Source organism: Bradyrhizobium sp. RP6 (genome assembly GCF_003837805.1).
Taxonomy (GTDB): domain Bacteria; phylum Pseudomonadota; class Alphaproteobacteria; order Rhizobiales; family Xanthobacteraceae; genus Bradyrhizobium.
On the sequence record NZ_RQIT01000032.1, the window covers coordinates 34136 to 57695 of the forward strand.

Consider the following 23560-nt stretch of genomic DNA (forward strand, 5'->3'; position numbering starts at 1 on the left):
AGCTTGGATGGCTGGCCTGTCACCCGCGGAGGCGCAAGCTCTCGTTCAGGGCACGATCGAGCTCGTCGCCGCAACCGGCCTGAGTGCGGCCCGCGCCCTCGGCATCATGCTGGTGCTTCCGGTCTTCACCCGGCCGCGCATCAGCGGTCTGGTTCGGGGAAGCCTTACGATTGCGATCGGCCTACCGTGCCTCGCTCAGATCAAGCTCGGTCTGCAGACCCTGGACCCGAACACGCGCCTAGTCAGCGTTACCATGCTTGGCCTGAAGGAGGTGTTCGTCGGTCTTATGCTCGGCATCCTGCTCAGTATTCCACTATGGAGCATACAGGCAGTCGGCGACATCATCGATACTCAACGAGGAATTTCGAGCCAAGTTGCGGGGGAGGATCCCGCGACGCACAGCCAAGCGTCCGGGACCGGGCTTTTTCTCGGCGTTACGGCAGTTACGATCTTCGTACTGGTCGGCGGGCTGCAGACCATGGTGAGCGGCCTTTATGGCAGCTACCTAGTGTGGCCTGTCTATCAGTTTCTGCCTGCCGTGACAGCGCAGGGTGCAATGGAATGTCTGGCCCTTCTCGATCGCATCATGATGACGACCTTGTTAGTTGCCGGGCCGGTGCTGGCCCTGCTGCTGCTGGTCGATGTCTCGGTCATGATACTCGGCCGTTTTGCATCTCAGCTCAAGCTGAACGATCTCTCCCCAATGATCAAGAATCTTGCATTCGGGGTCATCATGGTTAGCTACGCCGTCTATCTGCTTGAATACGCCGGAGCTGAAATCCTGACCTCGAACAACATGCTTGAGTATCTGAAGAAGCTGTTGAAATGAGCTCTACAAGTGAGGAGAAAAAGCTTCCTCCGACGCCCAAGAAGCTGCGTGATGCCCGCAAGAAGGGGCAGAGCGCCCGCAGCTCGGATCTGGTGAGCGGCGTCAGCGCCTGTGCCGGTTTCGGCTGTCTGTGGTGGCGAGCGGGTGCGATCAAGGACAAGTGGCAAGAGACGGTCCAACTGGTCGATAAACTGCAGGAGCAGCCGTTCACAAACGCAGTGCCACAAGCGCTCAGCGGCTTGCTAGAACTTTCGATTGCCACCGTCGCTCCGTTGCTCGCTGCTGCCGTCACAGCAGCTCTTCTCGCCAATGTCCTGGCCAATGGCGGCTTTATGTTTGCTTCGGAGCCGCTCAAGCCGAAGCTCGAGAAACTGGATCCAATCAAAGGCTTGAAACGCATCGCCTCGAAACGTTCGGCCATCGAGCTTGGCAAGACACTGGCTAAAGTGGTTTTGCTTAGTGCGACTTTCTTTCTCACGGTGACCGCCAGCTGGAAAGCGCTGGTGTACCTGCCAGTCTGCGGGATGAGCTGTTTTGGCTTCGTTTTCACCGAGGTTAAATTGCTGACTGGGATTGCCGCTGGAGCTTTTCTGGTCGGCGGATTGGCTGACCTCCTAATCCAGCGCTGGCTATTTATGCAGGACATGCGCATGACTGAAACGGAGGCCAAGCGGGAGAACAAGGAACAGCAGGGCAATCCGCAGGTGAAGCGTGAGCACCGGCGTCTGCGGCAAGAGTCGGCCAACGAGGCTCCGGTCGGCGTCAGTCGAGCCACGTTGATATTGCGGGGATCGGCAACGTTGATTGGGCTGCGCTATGTTCGCGGCGAGACCGGCGTGCCGGTCTTGGTCTGCCGTGGCGAGGGCGAAGCTGCTTCACAGCTGCTTGGTGAGGCGCGCGCGCTGCGCCTCAACATTGTGGATGACGATGTCCTGACGCGTCAGCTGCTCGGCAAAGCAAAGCTCGGCAACCCCGTTCCCTCGCAATATTTCGAGTCGGTCGCAAAAGCACTCTATGCGGCGGGGCTAGTCTAGATCATCCTGTCCTGACGCTGCGATCTGCAGAGTGCGCCCAATGGACGCTGGGATCTTGCGCGACGGGCCGATAGGCTCGCCCAGATAGCCTCTGGGCCACGGGCTCGCCGACCGGATCACTGGATCAGCTGCGGCGCCAAGCGCAACAACTTGTTCGCCGATTTCGAGTGCTTTCCGCGCCTGCACCCTCGAGGACGTCGACTTGTACCGTAGCTACAGGGGGTGCCACTCGGATGACGCGGTACTGCTGATCATGAACTAGGACGGCTCCCATCTGGAGCACGCTCTCAACGGGCCTGTGGTGCCGACGAGCCGCTCGTTCAGCCAAATTATGGCCGATGGAACAGAAGAACGCCGCCTCCCGCTAGGCTTTCGGCCGTGTAGCGCTGACCGTGGATCAAAAACACGGTCATTGGGACGTCGCGACTCGGCAGAAGGCCAAGGATCTGCAATATGTCGATCACGGCAGGCGAAGCCTCTTGGGGGCCGTGCGTCCAGTCCTCGCCCAACAACTCTCCCAGTTCAGGCACTTGGGGGAAGGGTTGATGACCTGATGCCGGTGCGGCAGACGGCAGGGAAAGGCTTGGTGCCAGTGCCGAGGGAGGGTCCTCACGCGATTCGAAAGGTGCCAGCCAATCAAAGCCGGGCGCAAGACCGCCGTAAATATCTGAGGAAGTCCTCGGTGCCGCAGGCGTAGCTTCACCCGGCAAACCGGGCCGAGGGTGATGAATGAGCTGAACGTCCTTGGGGCCTTCCGGTCCCAAGATGGCCGTGTAGCGTTCGCCGCCGATTTCGTAGTTCATGATTGGATGTTTCGCAACAGGCAAGAAGTCCCAATCCCCCAACGTGGACAGCATCATGTCGGGGGCCAGCTGGGTGTGATGGGAAAAATTCTCGGGAACGGCGAACGAAACATCAAACGTATCGCCGACAGCGGGCGACCGCAGATGGACGAGCCGAACATCATTGAGCCCTCCCGGTCCCAAGACGGCGATATAGCGTTCACCGCGAATATCGTAGGTCTTTATCCGCTGTGCTGCATCCGGCAGGAGGCCCCAGCGGCGAAGCGTGTGCATCATATTGGGCGCGGCCTGGGTGCCGTGCGAGAAATCCTCGGGAACGCTCAAAGACGCATCAAAGGCGTCGCCGGCTGCCGCGACCGTCTGCTCAAGCATGGTCTGGGCCGCAGCGCCTTGGTTCATCATCCGTCCAGGGTGGTCTTCAGAGGCGGAATTCGGCTGCCGCGAGCTCGGCTGCCAAGTCGCGGCATCGAAAAGCTCTTCCTGAGAGACACTTTGCACCGGCGAGGGGATTATTGGACTGAGCGTTGGCCAAGGCACCGGTGCATCGAAGGCCGGGGCCGGCAAGAGGTTCTCGCGATCCGCGGCATCGAAAAGCTCTTCCTGAGCGACACTTTGAACCGGCGAGGGGATGGTTAGACTCATCGTTGGCCAAGGCACCGGTGCATTGAAGGGTGGGGCCAACAAGAGGTTCTCGCGATCCGCGGCATCGAAAAGCTCTTCCTGAGAGACACTTTGCACCGGCGAGGGGATTGTTAGATTCATCATTGGCCAAGGCGCCGGTGCATCGAAGGTTGGGGTGGGCAAGAGGTTCTCGCGATCCGCGGCATCGAAGAGCTCTTCCTGAGCGATACCTTGCACCGGGGAGGGGATGGTTGGACTCATCGTTGGCCAAGGCACCGGTGCATCGAAGGTCGACGCTGGCAAGAGGTTCTCGCGATCCGCTGCATCGAAAAGCCCTTCCTGAGCGACACTTTGCACCGGCGAGGGGGCGATTGAACTCGTCGTTGGCCAAGGCACCGGTGCATGTGTTGTCGCCGGCAAGAGGACCTCGCGATCCGCCGCATCGAAAAGCTCGTCCTGGGCGACACTTTGTATAGGAGAATGGGCCGCTAAACCCATTGCATGCCTGACCTGCGGAACATCGAACCCGGGCGGCAATGAGCCGCCCCCATCCGCGCCGCTCCCCATCGGCTGCCCATCGGCCGGGGGCATGGGCGAGGGCGCGGACGGCTGAATGACCTGACGCGAGCTGCCTCCTTCCCCGCCTAAATTGTTCTGCAGGGTAGTCGCGCGATAATCGCGGAGGCCGTTCAAGGCGGCGATGAGCGTCTTGTCCTTTGGAAACAACCTGTCCGCGTGGCCAAGCAGTCTATCATCACTGAGCTCGGCCATGGACAAGGGGCGGAGCGCTACCGCCAATTTCCGCAGATGGCTCGCATAGCTCTCGGCCGTTCTCTTGCCAATCCGTCGACCAAAACCTGCGTTGGCGGCCTTCCTGATGACCCTCTCATCTTCCCTGGAAGGACGATAATGTGTTGAGATGGGGCCAGCGTCGGCGTCAGGCTCGCGGTACTGACTGACCATTGACAATGCTGGGGCAATGACCTTATCGCCTGGCAGCAGCTTCTTAGCGTAACCGGCTAACGTGTCGTCATCCAGCCCAGAGATTGATTTGCCAGACTTCTTCAGTGCGTCGGCGAATTTGCGAAGCCGACGATCATAAATTTCGACGGTGGTTTTACTCGGCGGTGGCCCTCGATCGAGAGCAGCGGCCGATGCCGCCTGGATGAGGCGATCGTCTTCGTCAGTGACATCATACAATGCCGCGTGAGGATATACGGGACCCGCCTCTCGCGCGCCTGCCAGGTGCTGCTCAAACGCAACATGCGGCTGTTGCGGCTGTTCCACGCTGGCATCTGACGCAGTGGACTCTCTATCGGCTGGGTTGATCGTGTTGAATCGGTCCATGGTCAGTCCGCTGGCATCGCTTTTTCGCCATTTCGCTACTCACGTTAGCTTTCCAAAATCTGACGTGGCCGGCGGAAAGGTAGAATGACATGTGAATGATGGCCGGCGTGCGCTGTAGCATCGCTCGAGCAGGCAAAAGAAAGCGCCGGAAGAAAAAACAGCGTCTTCAACTGAAGTGTTGAGCTGAAATGGTGGTGTGATGCGCCACAGCGCTTCAGATCTCGGTCCCTTCACGGCGGTATGATCGTGAGGACCGGGTCATCCGGGGGCTTTCGATTACTCGGAGGTCGGGCTGAGGCGGCGACGGGGCGCTCGCTCCTTGAACCAACGAGATATCGGTATGGGCGGCACCAGAATTGAGGGCACTCTTGCGCGTTCCTGACCAGCATTCCCAGGAACGCGCGCTTTCAATAAAGCTCGCAAGCTCTGGTTGGTGGTCGCCTGCTGCGAGAATAGAAGCGAAACGAAGCCATTCGTATACCACCTTGTGGTCATGTTCACTTTCAACACACACGCTCCGACATGCTGGGTGGCAGATTAGGGCGGGATTGCCGAGGGCCATTGATCCATGAAGCCAGCAGCCGAGCGCGTTTTGACTGCTGATGGCTCGGTCGTTGCCATTGAGAGGCAACGCTAGCCTGTGAAGCCGCGTGCATTCAGACACCCAGGACAAACCATGTTATTGTTTGGCTTAATCCGATGTGCTCCTACATAGCGTCCAGCGCGCGGCAACTGTGGCGCTCGCGCAAGAGGGCATTGCATCGATCGGATAAGACGGACGATGATGCAGACCAGCTGCCGAGCGCGTTACTGAACTGGAGCCACAAATGGGTGCTCCATAGCCATAACGGCGCGGAGCCAAACGACCGACGTGGTCGCCAAGCCTAAGTTGCCCTCTTGGAGACGCCCCATAGATCGTAGGCTCGGTCTTCGCCGTCGATCTCGCTTAGGCACGTCCGGTCACGGTTTCACCGTCGAAGCGCTCAGGGTCGTGATGGCGGCCTTGTTGAGCACGCGCACGCCACGTGGAATTTCTGGACGAGATCCATTGGTGCGGGTGAACAAGATCCGCCATCCGTTCGAGAGCTGTGCAGCACGTTGCGCTTGATCGTCACCGCTCCCGAAACAGAGCGCGGGTTTGTGTGTCACGATCGAGCCGCCTCTCCTTGCTAGCCACATGGCAGCAGCTATTGTGATTTCCGACATTCGCCAAAAACCGCTATCGGAGCGGCTGCACATTCGGTTCTGTCGTTCCCGCCGCGTTCGGGGCTGCCGTACCTGCTCCATCTTCTCTGTTGCTCTTGTTACGCGGGGCGAAGGTACCGTAGTTGGCCAGGGGAATGGCGGCGCGATCGCCATTACTTGTGATGACAGACCGATTATCCAGCAAGTCGAGCGGATCGTTTACCATAACTGCCAGATTGTTTTTGGTCGAGCAACCAAGCGTGGGTTCGAACGAATTGTCGTTCACGGCTGGTCCGACGATCAAAAGCGACGGACAGATCGGAGGATGGGCATCAAAGGTGATCGCCTCGATCCTCACGCCGGAACGGGGCGGTAAATCGACGGGAGAAGCGGACAGGCGGATGTTATAAGGTGCAACGCCCATGGCGCGGGCCTCGTGCGCCACTTGGGCAAGGAGCCTGGGTGAGCCGGTGACATCCACATGGAGCGCATCCCGCCGGCCGCCACTGGCGTTCGCGATAAAGCTCCGCAGTTGACGCTTTTCGGAGCCACGCAGGCTCCGCAGGAACAAGATACGTTTCTTCTGCTCTACCTGTATTGCTTGTTCAGCCGGCCCGAGATGGATCGAGGCACTATTTGCACAGCCACCCAATGTTGCTCCTATAGCGATCAAGTGACACAAATGTCGCAAGGTCATATGAGGGTCCTCATTCGATGATAAAGCCGGCACTGCCGGTCAATCCTGGTGTGCTGGTGCGAGGAGCATCGCGGTCTCGCGGCGGCCGGGCCACCGTGTTCGTCAAAATGCGCCCCGCGTCTGAGGGCGGTGAGATGCGGTCGCTCGGTGCACTCATCTTGTTCGGGTTCGATGCCGGCCGCACGATGTACGGCGTGACAATAATGACCAGCTCGGTTTCACGTTTTTGAAACGATGAAGAGCGAAACAGCGCACCGAGGATCGGCACATCGCCGAGCCAGGGAAACTCGCCGATATCAGTGTTGAAGTTGCGCCTGATGAGGCCGCCGATTGCAAAGCTCTGACCGCTGGCAAGCTCCACAACGGTGCTCGCGCGCCGCGTTGAGAGTGCAGGGACCGCCATGCCATTGATTTTGACTTCGCCTTCGCTCGACAGTTCACTGACTTCGGGCTTCACACGTATATTGATCTGATTGTTGTTCAGCACAGTTGGGACGAATTCCAGGCTGACGCCGAACTGCCGGAATTGCACGGAAACCTGTCGATTGTCCTGCATGACCGGAATCGGAAATTCCCCGCCGGCGAGAAAGCTTGCGGCTTCGCCGGACATCGCCGTCAGATTCGGCTCAGCCAAGATAGAGGCGAGGTGCTCGCTCGCGAGAGCGTCGAGAACAGCGCTGAGATTGGTATTGCCGGCGCTAAACCCGATTCCGATCGTGCCGCCGCCGCCGGCCGCGCCGGACCCGCCCCCTTTTCCGGTAATAAGGAAAGCGCCGTTTGGGCCGGAGGCGGTGAAGTTGATGTTGAGATCCTTGACCGCGCTGCGGGAGACTTCTGCCACCCGTACGCTGAGATTCACCTGCAACGAGCCAGCCACCTGGATCTTGTTGGCAACCAGCGCGCCCGCCCCAAGAAACTGCTCAGTGACCTTCCTGGCGTTCTCGACGACATCGGCAGTGGGCGCGGTCCCGCTAAGAATTGCGCCCCGGGGAGTATAGCTGACCTGTATCGGATAGTCGCCGACCTCAGCCCTCAGCGCGGCCCGCAGATCCTGGATCGGTTGGGTAACGACAATACGCAGCTCAGCCAGAGCCTCTCCCTTGTCGTTCAGGGCGAACAGGCTGGTCCGTCCCGCCTTTTTGCCAAAGACGAAGATCGTGGTGTTTGAGGGCGCCTGATAGTCCGCAATCGCCGGGTCGGCGACAAAAATGCTCGCAGCCGGTCCGGTCAGATGAACTGTCTTGCCCTGTGAGGAAGTAAGGCTGAGCGTGCCGGTGGTGCTGCCAGACGCCGCGCGTGGCTGTTCTGCTTTGCCATCTCGCTTTGTCTGAGCTGTGGCAGCAAACGGAAATAACAGAGCGACTGCGCACAGGGCGTACCAGAGGCGGCGAAAAGCGGCATAGTGCGAGCGGCCTGCCACCATGGACGGCTCATCAGCGCCGGGGGCATTGTTAACGATGTTCAAGGGAGTGTCGCTTTCAAGTTCGATCGGCTAGGCAGCCGAGGCTGCGCCAATGAGTTCAAGGGTGTAACCGACACCGCGCGCGGTCTTGATCCTGAGCGTTGCGCCCGCCTGGCTCAAATGCGTGCGCAATCGATAGATCCCGACTTCCAGCGCATTGGTCGAGACCTCGTCGTCAAATGCATACAAGCTATCTTCGAGCGATGCGCGCGGCACGGTACGCCCCGCGCGGTTGAGCAGATGTTCAAGAATGCACACTTCCCGGCGCGCAATTCTGAGGATTCGGCCACCGACCGAGACTTGCCGCGCGATTGGATCGAAATGCAGATTCCCGAATGTCACCACCGGCGCCGTCATTTGCGTTGACCGTCGCAAAATCGCTCGCATCCGAGCAATGAGTTCGTCGGTAGAGACGGGCTTAGGCAGAAAATCATCCGCGCCCGCATTGAAAATCGCAATCCGCCGGCCGAGATCATTGAGACTACTCATCATCATGGTGGGCATTGACCGTCCCTCGCGCCGCAACTGCTTCAGCCAGTCCAATCCGTCTCCATCGGGCAAAGCCGATTCGAGCAGGACCATGTGGTAGTTCGCGCAATCGAGCGCGGCCGCCGCCTCATCCAGCGTGCGTGTTACGTCGACGGCGAAGCCGCAACCTAACAGCACTTCCTTCACGTGGCGGGCAAAGTCCGCATGATGATCAACCAGGAGAATTCGCATTTCATTGCCTCTCGTCCATCCACGCAGACCTGAGCGCGTCACGATTGAGCATGGGCTCGATGTAACTGAGAGGAGGCTGGACCGGTGTGAGTTTGGACAGCCCGAAACGAGAGGGCGGAGCATGTTGGCTGGCGATCAATACCTGCGGGTCGATTGTCGTCGGATGGACCACGGACCGCTGCGGCCTGCTTACGGCGTCGGCGCTGCTCAACATGCCCCTCATGCCAGATCTGTTTTTGTTTAAGAGGCTGACAGCCGCGGCAGCCCGCTGACGCGTCCGTGGGCCGATCACGCCCGTCCTTGCACGCACTGACCCGGCCCCCGCAGAAAGAATAGCGCCGAGCCGCGCAACCGAAACCAAAGCGCGGGAGACGATCGGATTTGTGGCTGAACAGATGAGCGAAACTGACATGGAAACTCCCCAATTCGTCTTGGTCTGCGGCCAGTCTTGCTGGGCTGTCGAGCCTGTCGTGTCGTGAAGTCACGACAGTGCAAGTCTTTCCGGTATTCAAGGACACATCACGCGAGGCATCTGGCCACTGGCTTCACAGGCCGAGATGCACGCCGAAACGATCTGCCCCTCGCGGCCGGAAGAGCACCCTCTCGCGCGCAATTGTTCGCACGCAAGGTGTCAACCGTGCTGAAGTTGTGACGCGCCCGAGGTCCCCGCATACGTCGCAGCCCAGCGAAAGCTGCGAGCGATTGCAGAACCGAGCTCCACAGTTTTGCCATTGCGCATAGATCCCGGTGCCTACACCAGAACAACTTCGCCTCACGGAGTGCACAGCCCCAAAATGATCGGATCTCGATTTCGGAGTTGGAGTGTGCCCCGCAAGGCCGAGATAGCGGCCGCCAGCGTTCTTCTCGCACGGCGCATCTTGATTCGCTTGGGATAGGATCGGCGCTGCGTCCTTCGATCTCCACATAGGCGGTGTGGGACGCTGGCCCTGGAGAGGAGCTATCCAGCAGCATGATTGGGCGGCGCAGCGGAGCATTGTTCTTTTGAGACGTTCGCAATTCTTGCTACCTGTCAGGAAGAGTTCACGCGAGCGGGGGGCGGTGTCGCGACTGTCAGAAATCCTACAATCTGACGCTAGGTGAGGTTCAAGTGCTTTTGACCGCTGGTCCGTAGCGGTGCTCTCGAACTCGACGAGTCTTTAGTAATGACGACACGTCCTAACCAAACTATCGAGCTGCGCGTCGCGCGCGTCCCTCTCCTCAAGGTCATGAGCATTTCGTCGGTCCAAAAGCGTAGCTTGAGCCAAAGGCGATGACAGTGTGTGAGGGCCGTCGTCTTTGCTGGCCCTTTAGGTGTGACGTCGTGGTCGTGCGGTCGACTTCGTGCGTGCGAACTCAGCAGGGAGACAGTGGCGCCCCGTGATGCTTCTATGTGAGGCGCAGGAGCTAACCTATGGGATGCAGGCGCCGGAGCTCGCAAGCTGATTTGACTGACAAGGGACTGGAAGAATTGCGAAACGACATTCTTGAATGCTGCCTCCATACATCACGAGCGACTATGGAGCTTTTAGGCAAGATCGGCAAAATCGATTCTTTTGATGGAACGCATCCAGGTAGCAGATAGACCATTGTGCGAGGGCACGGCTTGCCGCGCGAGCGAGACTCTATTGACTTGATCTTTGATGCGCTCGCGTTCGAGCTCTTGCGATTGATCGCACCATCGATGGCAGGTCGAGCTGCGGAAACGATCGATGCGCGGCCTTAGTGGCTCACGTCATCTGAACTTTCTTCCGAACGTGTCGGCGGCGGCTGGATCGAGCGAGGAGGCCGCAGCACTCGAATGAGGCCGGGGAAGAACAAACAATGGCGCGAGTGTGTCCTCCGCCACACTGTCGGGTACCTCTTGGGATGTGGGCGCCCCTTCGTCCCTCGCCCGGTCAAGGGATAGGTCTCAGCGCCTGTGGCCAAGCCATTATCGTTGTCCGTGAAGCGGGCTCGCCTGGGATGACCCTTCCTTCGGGTGGTCATCTAGTCAGCATTAAGGGACCTACGAGCATGGCGCAGTCGCCAGTTGGCTAATCGTTACTCTCCAGTCCTCCGCTTGAAGGGGTTGTCTTCACTGGCGACTCGATAGCTTTCCAAATTGCCGCCCAGGAACAAGCGCTCTGTCTCACTAGTTGGCGTTCTGCCAAGCGAACACATCAAATCCACATCCGCATCGATGTTGTCGCTATCCTCCACATTCATTGCAAGGCCAATACTGCTCAGTACGTCGTCGGGCGTCCAGACCGCAGACTTCGGGACGACGTAGGTATGCAGCTTGTCGGCATTGTTTGCGATCGCTCTCGCCCAGTGGTCTCGGGAGACGCTGAGTTTCGAAGGGTCTTCGACCAACGACACGAATGGAGAAGCGGTCTTACCGCGCATATGCCATCCAGCCTGGCGTGCCAGGTCCAGGGGATATCGCTCCAGAGGATCTCCAATGGAAGAATGATCGCGCGCCGTGTTACGGACGTGTGATATTGCAGATGTGGTGGCTTCCGTGCGCGGTTTGCAATCGCTGTCCTGGTTCTGGAAACGATGCAGCTTGAGATATGTCGATGCCGCTATATTTTCGAAAATGCGATCCCGGTCGACACCGTTGTCCCCCGCTGGCGCCCATCGCGCTGACTGGTTTTCGGCGAGGGCGATCTCGTTCTTGAGCTCTTGGAGCGTGGCGCCCATTAGCGTTGCCGCAAGCTGGGCGCGCGCGCCGACAAATGATGGGGCTGGATAGCGACTGGTTTCCGAGGCCGCGCCGCCTGGCGCAGACGAGGAGCGGGCGGTAGCGGAATTTGCCGCTAAGGGGGGTGAAGCCGAGGTTGAATAGACCGAGTCTACGTCGTCTAGATTCAAGTCATTCAAGTGCTGCTCGAAGCTTGCTTGATCGTCTGAACTGTGCGCCGATGCGCTGATCTGGGTGTTAAGCTCGTCTTGTGGCCCGTGGACCCGGTGCGGCTCCTGTAGCGGGTTGTGAACCTCAAAGGGAGTGTCTGCGGCATTTCCTGTATCAACATTCATCTCTCTCTCCCTTCGAAGTGCAGGCGGTCGGCGTAGTTGTTGCAGGTGCAGCTTTCGAGAAGCTGACCGACCAGGAAGGAGGTCATTTAGCTTTGGAAAGGGTCGAATAGAGTCAGTCAACGAGGCGAACGGTCAGCTGCACGGAAGCCGCGGGAGGCGACGTACCACGATACCGTGCTGCCTTGTGCCCTCCGGCATTGGTGTTCGATCAGCCGAGATCGGCGCCGCTGAGTGAGCTTTTTCGGACCGCCGCGCCAGGTTCGCTCCACTACCTCATGCGGACGCTTCATCCAGGGAGACGGTCCTTGCACAGCAAGACGGACGGACTGGCGCTTGCGGCTGGCCGAATGTCTTTCGTAGATCGTCTCCTTATGCAGATGTGAGAACTGCATTCTCGCGCCCGTTAGGACTGCGATGGACAAGCGCAACCGGCTTCCGTTTTGTTGTTTCCAAGCGGAGGACGACGCTGGATCAAATCGTTGTAGTCGACGCGCGCGAAGCTAAGCCACTTCAGCAAACCTGACCTACGAGGTTGTGATGTCGGAATAGCCATCACAGCGACTTGCGCCTCGTTGCGACAGGCTGCTTTTGTACAGGCGCGAGCGCGCGTTGTGTCTGGAATCAGACAAAGGGCTTGCGAGCACGACGTCTTTAAAAGCGCAATTTGCGGTACTTATCGAGGGAGAAGAGCATATGAAGTTTACTGGCCGAGCACTAACGATCCTGTTGTCCTTGCTTTCGGCCGCGAGCGTGAGCGCGCCGGCGAGAGCCGACGAGCCCTCGCCGAAATACACCGAGGTGCTCAGTGCCCTCCAGGCGGGGAAGAATGTAAAGCTCATACTGGACATGAGCCGCTGTACCACAGCGGAGGGTGGCAAGCCTGCGTCGGCGACGCAAGCCGGCCTGCTCATCAATGCATTCAGGGTAACCGTCCAGAACGGCATCAGCTTCGCCAATGCTCATCAAACGGTCGACAGCTCCGGACATGCCGTGACCGAGTACATCCGCCATAGCCTTAGCCGCGAGGGCAAGCTGACGGTGCGAGCCTCGAAACTTGTCGTCGGGACCACCGAACTCGTGAACCAGGGCGAATTCATCTGCGAACTGCCGGATGGCGCAAAGTTCATCTGGTAACGAAGAGCACAGAGCAGGGGGCGCTTCAAAGACTTGATCCTTTAATCGCGCGGACACCTTCGCACGGATACGGATCCTTTCGATCGTCAGGAACGATCAGAGTGTTTCTGACGGTCGTTTCGTCGGGCGAGGATCAAGTTGCACGAACTTGCTGCTCAGGTAACTCATGAGGGCCGCCGATCTAGATTCGATATCAGGGATTGGAAGATCGGCGGTTCAGCCAGTCGTCGGATGGGGGGAGCAAGGCTCTCACTTGAACGCTTCAGATGAACTCGCCAAGGACGCCCTCACGCAGTCTGCGGTCATCGTAAGAACATTCCAAGTCGATCCAGCCGCGGGCTCGCGTTGATGACACTCGACCTAGGCGCCCAGGATGCGCTCGTATCCTTCATCCGCCTCTTTTGGGGTCCTTCACCTTGAAATCTCAGTCCTGCCGAATGCAGCCACAAGGTGATTGAACCATCCCGCTTAAGATCATCTGGGCTGGCCGCTATGGGTTTGCTCACCGCTCGTAAACTGCGTTCGCGCGCAGATCGAAGCTCTCTGAGCAAACGATCCGTGGTTTCGGCAGCTTGAGCAACTGCTCGAGGTGCCGACGAGCACCTCGTTCAGCCAAATTGCGCGCCAACGGAAGAGCTGAGCGCGGCCATCGGTTAGGCTGATCGCGTTGTATCGATCCATTCTGCGGTCGGCGGGCATGGCTACCTCGTTCTATCGCTACCATGTTAGCTTCGCAAAAGCTGACCTGGCCAGGCGGAAACCTAGAATGAATAGTGGGCAAGGGTCGTTCCAACCCGCGGATAAGTGCGGCGAACTTCAGAGACGATACAGGGTTGGGCTGAACTCTCATGTTTCCAAGCGGGTCGTGTCCCCGGTGATGGTGTAGCTCGGTAGAGCAAAGCCGTCCGCACGCGCGCCCTCCCATGGCGCCGTAGCGGGCGGGCGGCTTTGCGGTGGTCACCGGCAGTTCGCCGGTAGGGTCGGGTTGCTGACACCAACCTGATTCGAGGAACCACCGATGACCGATGAGATGATGAACCTCCGCACGCTCGTGGAGAAGACCCCCGATGCGGATCTGCTGCGCGAGATGATCGGCTTTGCTGCCCAGCGCCTGATGGAGCTGGAAGTGGAAGGCCAGACCGGGGCCGCCTACGGCGAGAAGAACCCCGAGCGTCTGGCGCAGCGCAACGGCTACCGCGACCGGACCTGGGAGACCCGCGCCGGCACGGTCGAGCTGCGCATTCCCAAGCTGCGCAAAGGCTCCTACTTCCCCGGCTTTCTGGAGCCGCGCCGGATGGCCGAGAAGGCGCTCACCGCCGTGGTGCAGGAAGCTTATGTGCAGGGCGTCTCGACCCGCTCCGTCGACGATCTGGTGCAGGCGATGGGCATGAGCGGCATCTCCAAGAGCCAGGTCTCGCGGCTGTGCGCGGAGATCGATGACAAGGTGAAGGCGTTCCTCGCTCGCCCGATCGAGGGCGATTGGCCCTATCTGTGGATCGACGCCACCTACGTGAAGGTGCGCCAGCAGGGGCGCATCGTGTCGGTCGCGGTGATCGTCGCGGTCGGCGTCAACAGCGATGGCCGGCGCGAAGTTCTCGGCATGGACATTGGTCCCTCGGAGGCCGAGACATTCTGGACGGCGTTCCTGCGCAAGCTCGCCCGCCGCGGCCTGCGCGGCGTCAAGCTGGTCGTCTCCGACGCCCACGAGGGCATCAAGGCGACCGTCGCCAAGGTGCTCAACGCCAGTTGGCAGCGTTGCCGCGTGCACTTCATGCGCAACGCGCTGGCCCATGCCGGCAAAAGTGGACGGCGTGTCGTCTCCGCCTTCATCGCCACTGCGTTTGCCCAGGACGATGCCGAGGCCGCACGAGCGCAATGGCGGAAGGTCGCCGATCAGCTCCGCCCCAAGCTACCCAAGCTCGCCGGCTTCCTCGACGAGGCCGAGACCGATGTGCTGGCCTACATGACGTTCCCGCCGCAGCACCGCACCAAGCTGCACTCGACCAACCCGATCGAGCGCCTCAACGGCGAGATCAAGCGCCGGACCGAGGTCGTCGGCATCTTCCCCAATGAGGACGCTATCGTCCGCCTCATCGGCGCGATCCTGCTCGAACAGAATGATGAATGGGCCGTCCAGCGCGCCCGTTACATGACGCTGGAAACCATCGCGCCGTCGAGCGATGATCCAACCGTCAGCCTCCCGGCTATCGCCAGCTGACCAGTCCGGCTTTTGCCGGCGAACGCGGTGTCCCACCGCCAGTTACACCACGCTCAGGGAGTACGTCATGCCAAGCTGATGATTGCTTGTGGGTGCAAGTCCCATCCGGCCAAAGCTGTAGCAGGCAAGCCGGGACCGAGTCTTGCGGGCGTCGCGGCAACGCGGGGTCTGAAGTGTAGACAGGAGCCATGCGGGGTGCGGGAATGAGCCTCGAAAGGTGGATGTTCGCGGAGGCCGAGTGTGTTCCCTAGTCACGAAGGCTGCATGAGCATCGTCGTTATGCGAGACGATGTCGCTCCGTCGGGGTCGATGGCCGCATCACGTATGGAAGGCAATCATCGGAACATGAGAGGCCCGACCGGGTCCATTGGATTGGTCTCCAGTGGGGGACAGCGGCAAGGCACTGCCAGAGCCGTTGTCCGAGCTGAGGTCGGGAGTCGGACTGGTCCATACTACCTGTGAAGTCGTCGAAGGTAACGAGACGGATGGAGGGAAGGGACCAGCCCGAGGGGAGCCTGCGCGAGGAGGCCAGGGTCCGGACGCAGAGCCGGGTTGCCTTGCCGCCGAACCTCAAGCGGGTGAACGCGGCAGCCAAGCAAGCTGCCCAAACCCGATTCACTGCCCTGCTGCACCATGTCGACGAAGACGCTCTTCTTCGGGCGTTTCGACGACAAAAGCGGCAGGCCAGCGCGGGGGTCGATGGGGTGACGGTGGCGAAGTACGAAGAGAGGCTGACGGATAACCTCCGCGACCTCTGCGGACGGGTCCACTCCGGTCGTTACCGGCCACAGCCGGTGCGGCGCGTCTACATCCCCAAAGCCGATGGCGGTAAGCGGCCTCTCGGCGTGCCGGCGCTAGAGGACAAGATTGTCCAAAGCGCGGTGGCCGAGGTGCTGAGCGCCGTCTACGAGGCCGACTTCCTCGGGTTCTCCTACGGCTTCCGGCCGGGGCGGAATCCTCACATGGCGCTTGATGCCCTGCATACGGCGATCATGAGCCAGCATGTGAACTGGGTGCTCGATGCCGACATACGCAGCTTCTTCGACTCGGTCGACCACGAGTGGCTATTGCGGATGCTGGCACACAGGATCGCCGATCCTCGCATCTTGCGGCTCATCGGGCTGTGGCTGCGAGCTGGCGTTCTTGAGAGCGGCGAGAAGCAAGAGACGGACAGGGGCACGCCGCAAGGGGCAGGCATCAGCCCGCTCCTTGCCAACGTCTTCCTGCACTACATCCTCGATCTCTGGGTCCAGAAATGGCGTCGTCGCCGCGCACGCGGTCGTATCGTGATCGTGCGCTACGCGGACGACTTCGTCATGGGCTTCGAGAACAAGGCAGATGCGCAGGAAATGCTCTTGGCCCTCAAGGCGCGGCTGGCCAGCTTCGGCCTGACGCTCCATGAGGACAAGACGCGGCTGATCGAGTTTGGCCGGTTCGCGGCCGTCTCGCGTCAGCGGCGGGGCGAGCGGCGGCCAGAGACCTTCGCCTTCCTCGGCTTCACCCACTACTGCGGGCGGACCCGAGATGGCCGGTTCATCGTGAAGCACAAGACGGAAGGGAAACGCCTGACGCGCAAGCTGACGGCGTTGCGCCAGGAGGCCTGGCGGCTCATGCACGCGCCACTGGCCACGCAGCACGAGTGGTTCGCCGCCGTGCTGCGCGGGCACTATGGCTATTATGGCAGGCCGCACAATTATCCAGCGCTCAACGGCTTCTACCGCGAAGTGCGTCGGACCTGGCTGCGTTGTCTGAGACGGCGTAGCCAGAAAAGTCGGCGCATGGGCTGGCCGGAGTTCGAGACCCTGACGGCACGCTTCCGCCTGCCAACTCCACGCATCACTCGCACATGGGCGCAGGCGCGGATATGACGCGGGTTACCCTCGGGAAGAGCCGGGTGCGGGAAAGCCGCCTGCCCGGATCTGTGAGGGCAAAGCCAAATGGCCGAGCTACTCGACCACGATCTCCAAGCGCGGTACGCGGCCAGTCCCCCGCGCTGGCCAGTTGGGCCGGAGTATTATTGGTAGCGTGAAACGCTACTGTTTGATTTCTCCGAGCGTCGTAAAAGGCAAGTCACCCTTTCCGAGGCCTGTACCACTCAGTCGTTTGTTCCTGACGTTTTGTATGGATTAGATGCGCTAGCGGTCCGATAGTCATCCAGGTTCCCGCCGAGAAATAGTACCTCACGCTCCTCAGTTGGGGTATCGCTCACCCAAGCCAGAGCGGGTTCGTCATTCTCAGTCCCGTCCTCGAGAATACTGACGATGTCTTCCGCCGTCCATGTTGTGACTCTCGGGACCGTGTAGGTGTGCAACTCATTCGCGTTTTCCGCGATTGCTTTGGCGCCATACTCGTTGTCATCGTCCGGCGAAAGGAGCAGTTGTGAGGCCTCCTCAGACAGTGACACAAAAGGCGAAGAACTGGTACCTCCCCTCATGTGCTCTGCCGCTGTGCGACCCAGATCAAGTCGTTGGCCTCCCCAGATATTCCAGGGGGCGGCCTCATAACGCAAAGCCGCCATGGAACGCAAATGGGCCATCGCGCTTTGACGGTCCAACGCATTTGGCTTGCAATGGCTGGCGTGGTTTTGAAAGCGCTCCAGCTCCACGTATGACGATCCCACCACGTCATCGTAAACGCGGCCACTGTCCACGCGGTCGACTGACAATCCACTCGCTCGTGACCATTTTGCTGATCTTTGCGCAGCGAGTTCGATTTCTCTTCTGAGTTCCGCAATGTTAGCGCACGTCAGCGTTGCGGCAAGTTGAGCGCGTGTTCTGACAAAGGATGCAGCCGTGCAGCGTTCATTCTCCGGGATACCTTGCGCTCTCTTGTTACCGTCCGTTACCTTCCGGCTCGATCCGGCCCCAGGTGAAGCCAATGCTGCGAGGATTGGCTGAGACTCTCTAAGCCGCTGCTCAAAATCTGCTTGCGCTATCTCTTCCTGTTGAGGCTCGAGGTAATTCATCCGAGCCTCGGATCGGTTGACGTCCTCAAATGGGTCCATGTCGGTCTCCCTTTGGTAGCCTTGTCACTATCATTCGTACGAAGTTGATCCGATAAGGATCAGAAACCGAGACGCCCGCAATGTCGATAAAACGCACCGGCTCCGGTTCTCGAACCGATCGGTGTGTTGAGGGCATACGGGTCGGACTGACCGCCGATCCAAGTCATTCTTCTGTTCCAGAGCTTGGGCCATCAAGTCGGCCTGCCGTCCGGATAAAGATGCTGCGATGCTAGAAGGCTTAGCTGTCGAACAGCTGACCAGACTCAGCGCTTGAAGAAAACGCGGGGTCCTTTCCGACTACCCCCGCGAGCCTGTTGTTCATGCAGAGCAGAGTTTGGGAGATACGGCCATCGTCGCTATCCGCTCCACGGCAGGGCCGTGTGAAGGTCCGGGGAGAAGCAGCGCGGCGGAAGCGCTGCTATCGGTGAGCTTGAGCGGCGTGGAGAAGTATGCCTGGGCCAGCTTGCATCGGCTCCGAGTGGATCTCCTTGAAATGCTCGTCAAGGTGCTAGCTGGATCCGAACAGCTGAGTCTGGCCGCAGCCGTCGGGCTCGTGTCCGGGCCGGGGTGGCGTGAAGCTTATTCCTCTGTCGGGACTGCTGAAACGAGACCTCGCGTCGGTGCGCCGGGGCGCTGGCCGTAAAACAAGAGCCGGGCGTGCGATTTCGATTCGGGCATCCGCAACACATGGGTAATGGCTTAACTGACAACATTAAAACGCTGTGCGGCCGCGAGACGTTGAACTGCCAACCAGAGCTTGACTGGGCCACAAACGATTCGGGTGCATAGAACCCGCGGCGGCAAGAACTGGCGCACGGGCGCCTCAGTTCGGAAAAGAAAAACGGCGCGTTGACGCTTGCAGCCGATGCGCCACACAATGCACCACAACGTTGGTCGCGCCTTACAAACATATCGCCGCACAAGCCTTTTAGTGTGACCTGCAGGCGCAGCAGAACAAAAAGATCCAGGGCAATCTCCGCGGTCGGTCGTATCGGCCCCTCCTTGCCATCTCCGAACCCCGGCGCGGTTCCGGTCAAAGTAGCGATAGATCTCAGGCACCGACGCATGAAAATGTGACTAGCATCAGTCTTCTTGGGTCGATCCAAAGCGACCAGCCCGGATGGCCGAAGGAGGCGGCTCTTGGCGCTCCAAGGGTTGCATTTCTGTTGCTAGTGGCAGGACGGCGATGGCTTAGGTCAGAACGCCGGGGCTGCGGTCGTCCACCATGCTGGCGCGGAGCGTGTCGTCCGTGATCTTTCTCGCCGGAGGTGGCCGCAGACCTCGAGGCTAGCCAGACGGTTCGAACCGGCATTGATGAAGCTGATAGCCTGCGATTCATCACGAGAGGCGCGCCCGACCTCATCTGCCGGTAAGTGACGCGCTCCGATACCCAACTGAGTGATTTCGTGAACGTTGATGCTCCGGGTGTTTGATGCTCCAGGGCCTTTGTGTTCACAAGTAACTGAGTCCCGTGCACATAGCGGGGCGCGCTCACGAAGGCGGCCTCGGGGACGGCATTCTTCCAAAGTCGCGTCGGTCATCATACCGATGGAAAAAGCGAGAACATGCGGCGCCTGCAAGACAATCACGCGAAGATCCGCAGCATCCTCGAATGCAGCAGGCGCCACGGTGCTGCAGAACAAAGCTCAGCGTCCAAGCAATGCTTTAGGCATCTATAATCTAGAATGTTTCATCGCATTATTAGATGGTTGGCTTGGCCCGGCCTTATTGATCGGATGTCGCTTTGCAACGGGGCAGCATGCGGCTGATCAGCAATGTCTCGCCTAATCTGTTTGTGTTCTCGAGCGCATCAATTCATGTCCCTCGCTTTGAGCCGGCGCTGCCAATTAAAGTCGCTGCAATCACGCAGCGCATGTTCGGGGAGCCTGATCAGAGACCATTTGGGCTAAGCGATGGACAGATAGACTTCGCAATAGAATGGGATGCCAACAGACGATAGTAGATTGAAATACTCAACTATTGCGTTTGCGTGGTTTCGCCCTCTAAAAATCCTCTAATCGATCCTTGCTCGCCCGGTCGCGAGTCCAAACGTTCCGATCGCGAATGGGCATCAGAACACCTTCCTGAGAAGCAGCTGGCCTTGATGAATTCTGGAGCGCAGATGTGAGTGTACTCGTGTGGGATCAACTAGCCGCTGGAAACTGGCTGTCACGACAGCGTCAATCGGCGACCACCGTTGTCGAAGCTCTTTTGGGCTGCGCCTGCGCGCAGAACATCATAGCACGTACCCGAATCTTCTTCGGGGAGAGCCCTCTAACATCAGCCGACGGTTTGTTATCCATGCCTCAAATCGGTTGCCCGGCGCACATTGAGCGTGAGCTTGCGCGAAAGGGCAGGGTGGTCGCTGATTTGTCCTCAACGCCCACCAACTGGCTCAGAGGCCGCCGCATTAGGGGTTGTGATGTCTTCGGTTAACTCCATGCTTCATCTCGGCCTAAATCTTCATGGCGCTGGTGGCCATTCCGCCGCGTGGCGCTGGCCAGGTACAAATCCAAGCGCCTTTTTCGATGTCGAGCACTACGTCCGGGCTGCGAAGGTTGCGGAGCGTGGTCTGCTGGATGCTGTATTCCTCGCCGATACTCCCGCGATAAGTTTCGACATTACGCACCAGCCACCGCTGAATGGGCTCGAACCTACCCTCGTTCTTGCGGTGATTGCACGCGAAACGCAGCGGATTGGCCTGATCGCGACAGCGTCGACGACCTACAATGAACCATACAATCTCGCTCGGCGTTTCCAATCGCTCGAGGTCATCAGCGGTGGCCGCGTTGCCTGGAACGCAGTCACGACGTCGAGCCCGGCGACGGTAGCAAACTTTGGCGGTCGAGAAGTCGGGCGAGTGGATCGCTACAGACGGGCCGAGGACTTCGTTGAAACGGTCCGCGCTCTCTGGCTGAGCTGGAGCGGCGAGGTGGTCATCGCCGATCAGGCTGCGGGAGTTTACGCAGATCAGAGTCAATTCCGCCTCCTGGATCCCGATACCAATAGTTTCGGCATCCGAGGCCCACTGACGCATCCCGCTTCGCCCCAAGGTCACCCAGTCATCGTTCAGGCGGGCGGTTCGGATCCCGGACTATGGCTTGGTGCCCGCAGTGCAGATGTCGTGTTTGCGGCCGCCGGGGACTTGACGACGGCTCTGAGGGAGGCAGAGCGCCTGCGTGCGCTCTCTCGGCAATTCGGCCGCCCTGCGGCTCCGCTCATCCTGCCGGGCCTTGTCACCTGTATCGGGGGCACCGAGGACGAGGCGGCTCGTCGCAAAGAAAACCTTGATGGACTGCTCGATCTGGAGCGCGCCCTCGGCGCCCTTGCAAGAAGCATGGGTGTGGCGGTCGAGAAGCTCAGCCTCGAGAGGCCAATCCCGGAGGAGATTCTGCCTGATGCAGATCATGTTCCGTTTTCTGTCGGTCACCATCGCACGATTGAAGCTCTGGCGCGTCAAGGTCGGACGGTTCGCGAGATCATCAGCAGCGTTCAAGCTTTTGGCCACCGCTTGCTTGTGGGTGCACCCGAGCAGATCGCGGATTCGATTGAGGCATGGTTCCGCGCCGGCGCGGTCGATGGTTTCAACATCATTCCGGATGTTCTCACCGATGGCACTTCAGCGTTTGTCGACAATGTGGTTCCCATCCTGCAGAAGCGCGGGCTGTTTCGCAAAGAATATCTGGGACAGACACTGCGAGAGCATTTCGGCATTTCTACTCCGTTCGAGCCGGCACGAGCCACAGCTAGCTCACCGCTCTGACGCTTCCTCAACACCAAATCTCTGGAGCCTGGATATGCATTTAGCCAATGCGCGGTCAGCGAGGCGCTTCACTGGCAAGTCCAACCGTCAAGCAAGAACACTGGCGGCTACCCTTGTCATGCTCTTGGGCCTGTCCCAATTGGCGCCCAGCGTTCATGCGCAGGAAGGCTTGGCCGGCAGCGTCAAGCGAGGAGGCGTTATTCGTTACGGGCATTTTCAAGAGCCTGCCTGCCTGTTCGGAGGATGGGTGCAGCAATGGTATCTGCAACGCCAGTACAGCGATAATCTGGTTGCGCGCGACGAGGACGGCAAGATTTTGCCATGGCTGGCCGAGTCTTGGACCATCTCCGACGACAAAAAGGTGTACACATTCGAGATAAAGCCGAATGTAAAGTTCACTGACGGGAGCGCCCTCGATGCGCAGGCCATCGCTGACAATATCAACGGGTGGCTCAGCAATGACCCCGATCTTCGCAATCCGACTGCCGCTCCTTATCTCGGCGAGAGCTTCGAATCGGCGAGGGCAATTGCTCCTCTGAGATTGGAAGTAAAATTGAAGGTGCCGTTCCAGCCCTTGCTGAACGTGTTCGCCCAATCCTCACAAGGCATTCTCTCGCCATCGGCACTCAAACGTGGACTTGCGGTCAATTGCGAGAACCCCGTCGGTTCAGGTCCATTCATTGTCGACAAGTGGCACCATGGGCGAGAAGTCACCTTCCGCCGCAATCCCGAATACAATTCGGCGCCGGCCACCGCCAGACATCAGGGGCCGGCTTACGTTGACGGGATCAGTTGGAAGTTTCTGCCAGATCAGACTGTCCGATACGGCTCGCTGATCGCGGGGGAGACCGATGCCATATACGATATTCCGGCTGTCGCATGGAAGGACGCCAACTTCCGCTTTCCAGTATTACGGCACCTGACGGGGGACACCCCCCTGCGCCTCGCATTGTATACGGCCCGGCCCCCATTTGACGACGTGCTCGTCCGCAGGGCCTTTGCCTATTCTACTGACCGAAAGGCCGCGGTCGACACATCCTTCCTCGGCTCTTTACCGTTCGAGGGCAACGGTGCGCTAAGTCAGAGCTCGCCGGAATACCTGCCTGAACTCGGGCAGTCCTATGGGTACGATATTCGCAAGGCCAATCAGCTGCTTGATCAGGCGGGTTGGACTGAGCGCAATCCTACGGGCGTTCGTGTCAAGAACGGTCGTCCGCTCATCGTGCGCATTTCCTATTCGTACGCTTTTCTCAAGCCGGATGGCGAGCAAGCCTTGCAAGTTGTCCAGCAGCAGGGACGGGCGGCCGGTTTTGACGTACGTCTTCAACCCACCAATCCGGCTGACTTCTTCGCCGGGAAAAACCTCGGACCCGATGATTATGAGGTCGTTCTCCTCTATTGGGTTGCCCCCGGCGCTGAGATATTCCGGATCTCGTGGAAGCCCGATCAGAATGGCGAGCCCAATCGCTTCAATCCCTCGCGCTACCAGGATCTGATGCTTTGGGACATCATTCGAAAGGCGGAACAGAATTTCAATGGAGCTGAACGTACCGCCCTTTATCAGCAGGCGGAACGGAAGATCGTGGATGAGGCACCCGTTATTGGCCTTACTGTCCTGGACGTAACTTTGGCGACCAAGCCGACCCTGAAAGACGTCTGGCTGGACCGTGGGTCAGTTGGCGAACCTGTCTTCTATGATGCCCATTTTGACGACAAGAAATGATG

The 23560-nt window shown here is 59.4% G+C and carries 13 protein-coding genes; 7 read left to right on the forward strand and 6 right to left on the reverse strand.

Annotation, left to right across the window (positions count from 1 at the left end):
• Positions 1–7: 7 nt before the first annotated feature.
• Complete coding sequence (gene sctT / locus EHH60_RS34180) at positions 8–829, forward strand: type III secretion system export apparatus subunit SctT (protein WP_036014821.1); 822 nt, start codon at positions 8–10, stop codon at positions 827–829.
• A complete protein-coding gene (locus EHH60_RS34185) occupies positions 826–1863 on the forward strand; it encodes an EscU/YscU/HrcU family type III secretion system export apparatus switch protein (RefSeq protein WP_036031186.1) in 1038 nt (345 codons plus the stop codon). Before sctT ends, EHH60_RS34185 begins: the two co-directional genes overlap by 4 nt.
• Before the next feature lie 329 nt (positions 1864–2192).
• Here the strand turns inward: EHH60_RS34185 and EHH60_RS34195 are convergent, their stop codons facing one another.
• The 5 genes from EHH60_RS34195 to EHH60_RS34215 form a co-directional block, all read right to left on the reverse strand.
• Complete coding sequence (locus EHH60_RS34195; RefSeq protein ID WP_124163630.1) at positions 2193–4634, reverse strand: hypothetical protein; 2442 nt, start codon at positions 4632–4634, stop codon at positions 2193–2195.
• A 1219-nt stretch (positions 4635–5853) separates the two neighbouring features.
• A complete protein-coding gene (locus EHH60_RS34200; protein ID WP_036032006.1) occupies positions 5854–6516 on the reverse strand; it encodes a CpaD family pilus assembly lipoprotein in 663 nt (220 codons plus the stop codon).
• Between the two features lie 10 nt (positions 6517–6526).
• Entirely contained in the window at positions 6527–7981 is a 1455-nt protein-coding gene (locus EHH60_RS34205) for a type II and III secretion system protein family protein (RefSeq protein ID WP_036032008.1), read from the reverse strand.
• 27 nt (positions 7982–8008) lie between these two features.
• A complete protein-coding gene (locus tag EHH60_RS34210; protein ID WP_036032010.1) occupies positions 8009–8698 on the reverse strand; it encodes a response regulator in 690 nt (229 codons plus the stop codon).
• Between the two features lie 2040 nt (positions 8699–10738).
• Positions 10739–11716: a hypothetical protein gene (locus EHH60_RS34215; protein ID WP_245454657.1), complete on the reverse strand. Its 978-nt coding sequence runs from the start codon at positions 11714–11716 to the stop codon at positions 10739–10741.
• A 693-nt stretch (positions 11717–12409) separates the two neighbouring features.
• On the opposite strand from EHH60_RS34215, the gene EHH60_RS34220 reads away from it, so the two are divergent.
• From EHH60_RS34220 to ltrA, 3 genes are all read left to right on the forward strand, one after another.
• Positions 12410–12850: a VirK family protein gene (locus EHH60_RS34220; protein WP_036032015.1), complete on the forward strand. Its 441-nt coding sequence runs from the start codon at positions 12410–12412 to the stop codon at positions 12848–12850.
• Positions 12851–13868: 1018 nt separating this feature from the next.
• Positions 13869–15068 carry an IS256 family transposase gene (locus tag EHH60_RS34225; protein ID WP_124163631.1) on the forward strand — a complete coding sequence of 400 codons (1200 nt, stop codon included), beginning with the start codon at positions 13869–13871 and terminating at the stop codon, positions 15066–15068.
• 485 nt (positions 15069–15553) lie between these two features.
• On the forward strand, positions 15554–16936 hold the full coding sequence (gene ltrA, locus EHH60_RS34230) for a group II intron reverse transcriptase/maturase (protein WP_245454658.1): 1383 nt from the start codon (positions 15554–15556) through the stop codon (positions 16934–16936).
• 227 nt (positions 16937–17163) lie between these two features.
• Here ltrA and EHH60_RS34235 read toward each other — a convergent pair whose 3' ends face one another.
• Positions 17164–18072 carry a hypothetical protein gene (locus EHH60_RS34235; RefSeq protein WP_199752387.1) on the reverse strand — a complete coding sequence of 303 codons (909 nt, stop codon included), beginning with the start codon at positions 18070–18072 and terminating at the stop codon, positions 17164–17166.
• Positions 18073–20494: 2422 nt separating this feature from the next.
• Between EHH60_RS34235 and EHH60_RS34240 the strand changes: the two genes are divergently transcribed.
• Positions 20495–21835 carry an NtaA/DmoA family FMN-dependent monooxygenase gene (locus EHH60_RS34240; RefSeq protein ID WP_036032050.1) on the forward strand — a complete coding sequence of 447 codons (1341 nt, stop codon included), beginning with the start codon at positions 20495–20497 and terminating at the stop codon, positions 21833–21835.
• Positions 21836–21869: 34 nt separating this feature from the next.
• Positions 21870–23558, forward strand: a complete 1689-nt coding sequence (locus EHH60_RS34245) for an ABC transporter substrate-binding protein (RefSeq protein ID WP_124163633.1) — start codon at positions 21870–21872, stop codon at positions 23556–23558.
• Positions 23559–23560: the final 2 nt, after the last annotated feature.

What these genes read in the sequence shown, in the direction of transcription:
- sctT (WP_036014821.1), top strand. Translation starts at nt 8, where the DNA reads ATGGCTGGCCTGTCACCCGCGGAGGCGCAAGCTCTCGTTCAGGGCACG.
- EHH60_RS34185 (WP_036031186.1), top strand. Translation starts at nt 826, where the DNA reads ATGAGCTCTACAAGTGAGGAGAAAAAGCTTCCTCCGACGCCCAAGAAG.
- EHH60_RS34195 (WP_124163630.1), bottom strand. Translation starts at nt 4,634, where the DNA reads ATGGACCGATTCAACACGATCAACCCAGCCGATAGAGAGTCCACTGCG.
- EHH60_RS34200 (WP_036032006.1), bottom strand. Translation starts at nt 6,516, where the DNA reads ATGACCTTGCGACATTTGTGTCACTTGATCGCTATAGGAGCAACATTG.
- EHH60_RS34210 (WP_036032010.1), bottom strand. Translation starts at nt 8,698, where the DNA reads ATGCGAATTCTCCTGGTTGATCATCATGCGGACTTTGCCCGCCACGTG.
- EHH60_RS34215 (WP_245454657.1), bottom strand. Translation starts at nt 11,716, where the DNA reads ATGAATGTTGATACAGGAAATGCCGCAGACACTCCCTTTGAGGTTCAC.
- EHH60_RS34220 (WP_036032015.1), top strand. Translation starts at nt 12,410, where the DNA reads ATGAAGTTTACTGGCCGAGCACTAACGATCCTGTTGTCCTTGCTTTCG.
- EHH60_RS34225 (WP_124163631.1), top strand. Translation starts at nt 13,869, where the DNA reads ATGACCGATGAGATGATGAACCTCCGCACGCTCGTGGAGAAGACCCCC.
- ltrA (WP_245454658.1), top strand. Translation starts at nt 15,554, where the DNA reads ATGGAGGGAAGGGACCAGCCCGAGGGGAGCCTGCGCGAGGAGGCCAGG.
- EHH60_RS34235 (WP_199752387.1), bottom strand. Translation starts at nt 18,072, where the DNA reads ATGGACCCATTTGAGGACGTCAACCGATCCGAGGCTCGGATGAATTAC.
- EHH60_RS34240 (WP_036032050.1), top strand. Translation starts at nt 20,495, where the DNA reads ATGTCTTCGGTTAACTCCATGCTTCATCTCGGCCTAAATCTTCATGGC.
- EHH60_RS34245 (WP_124163633.1), top strand. Translation starts at nt 21,870, where the DNA reads ATGCATTTAGCCAATGCGCGGTCAGCGAGGCGCTTCACTGGCAAGTCC.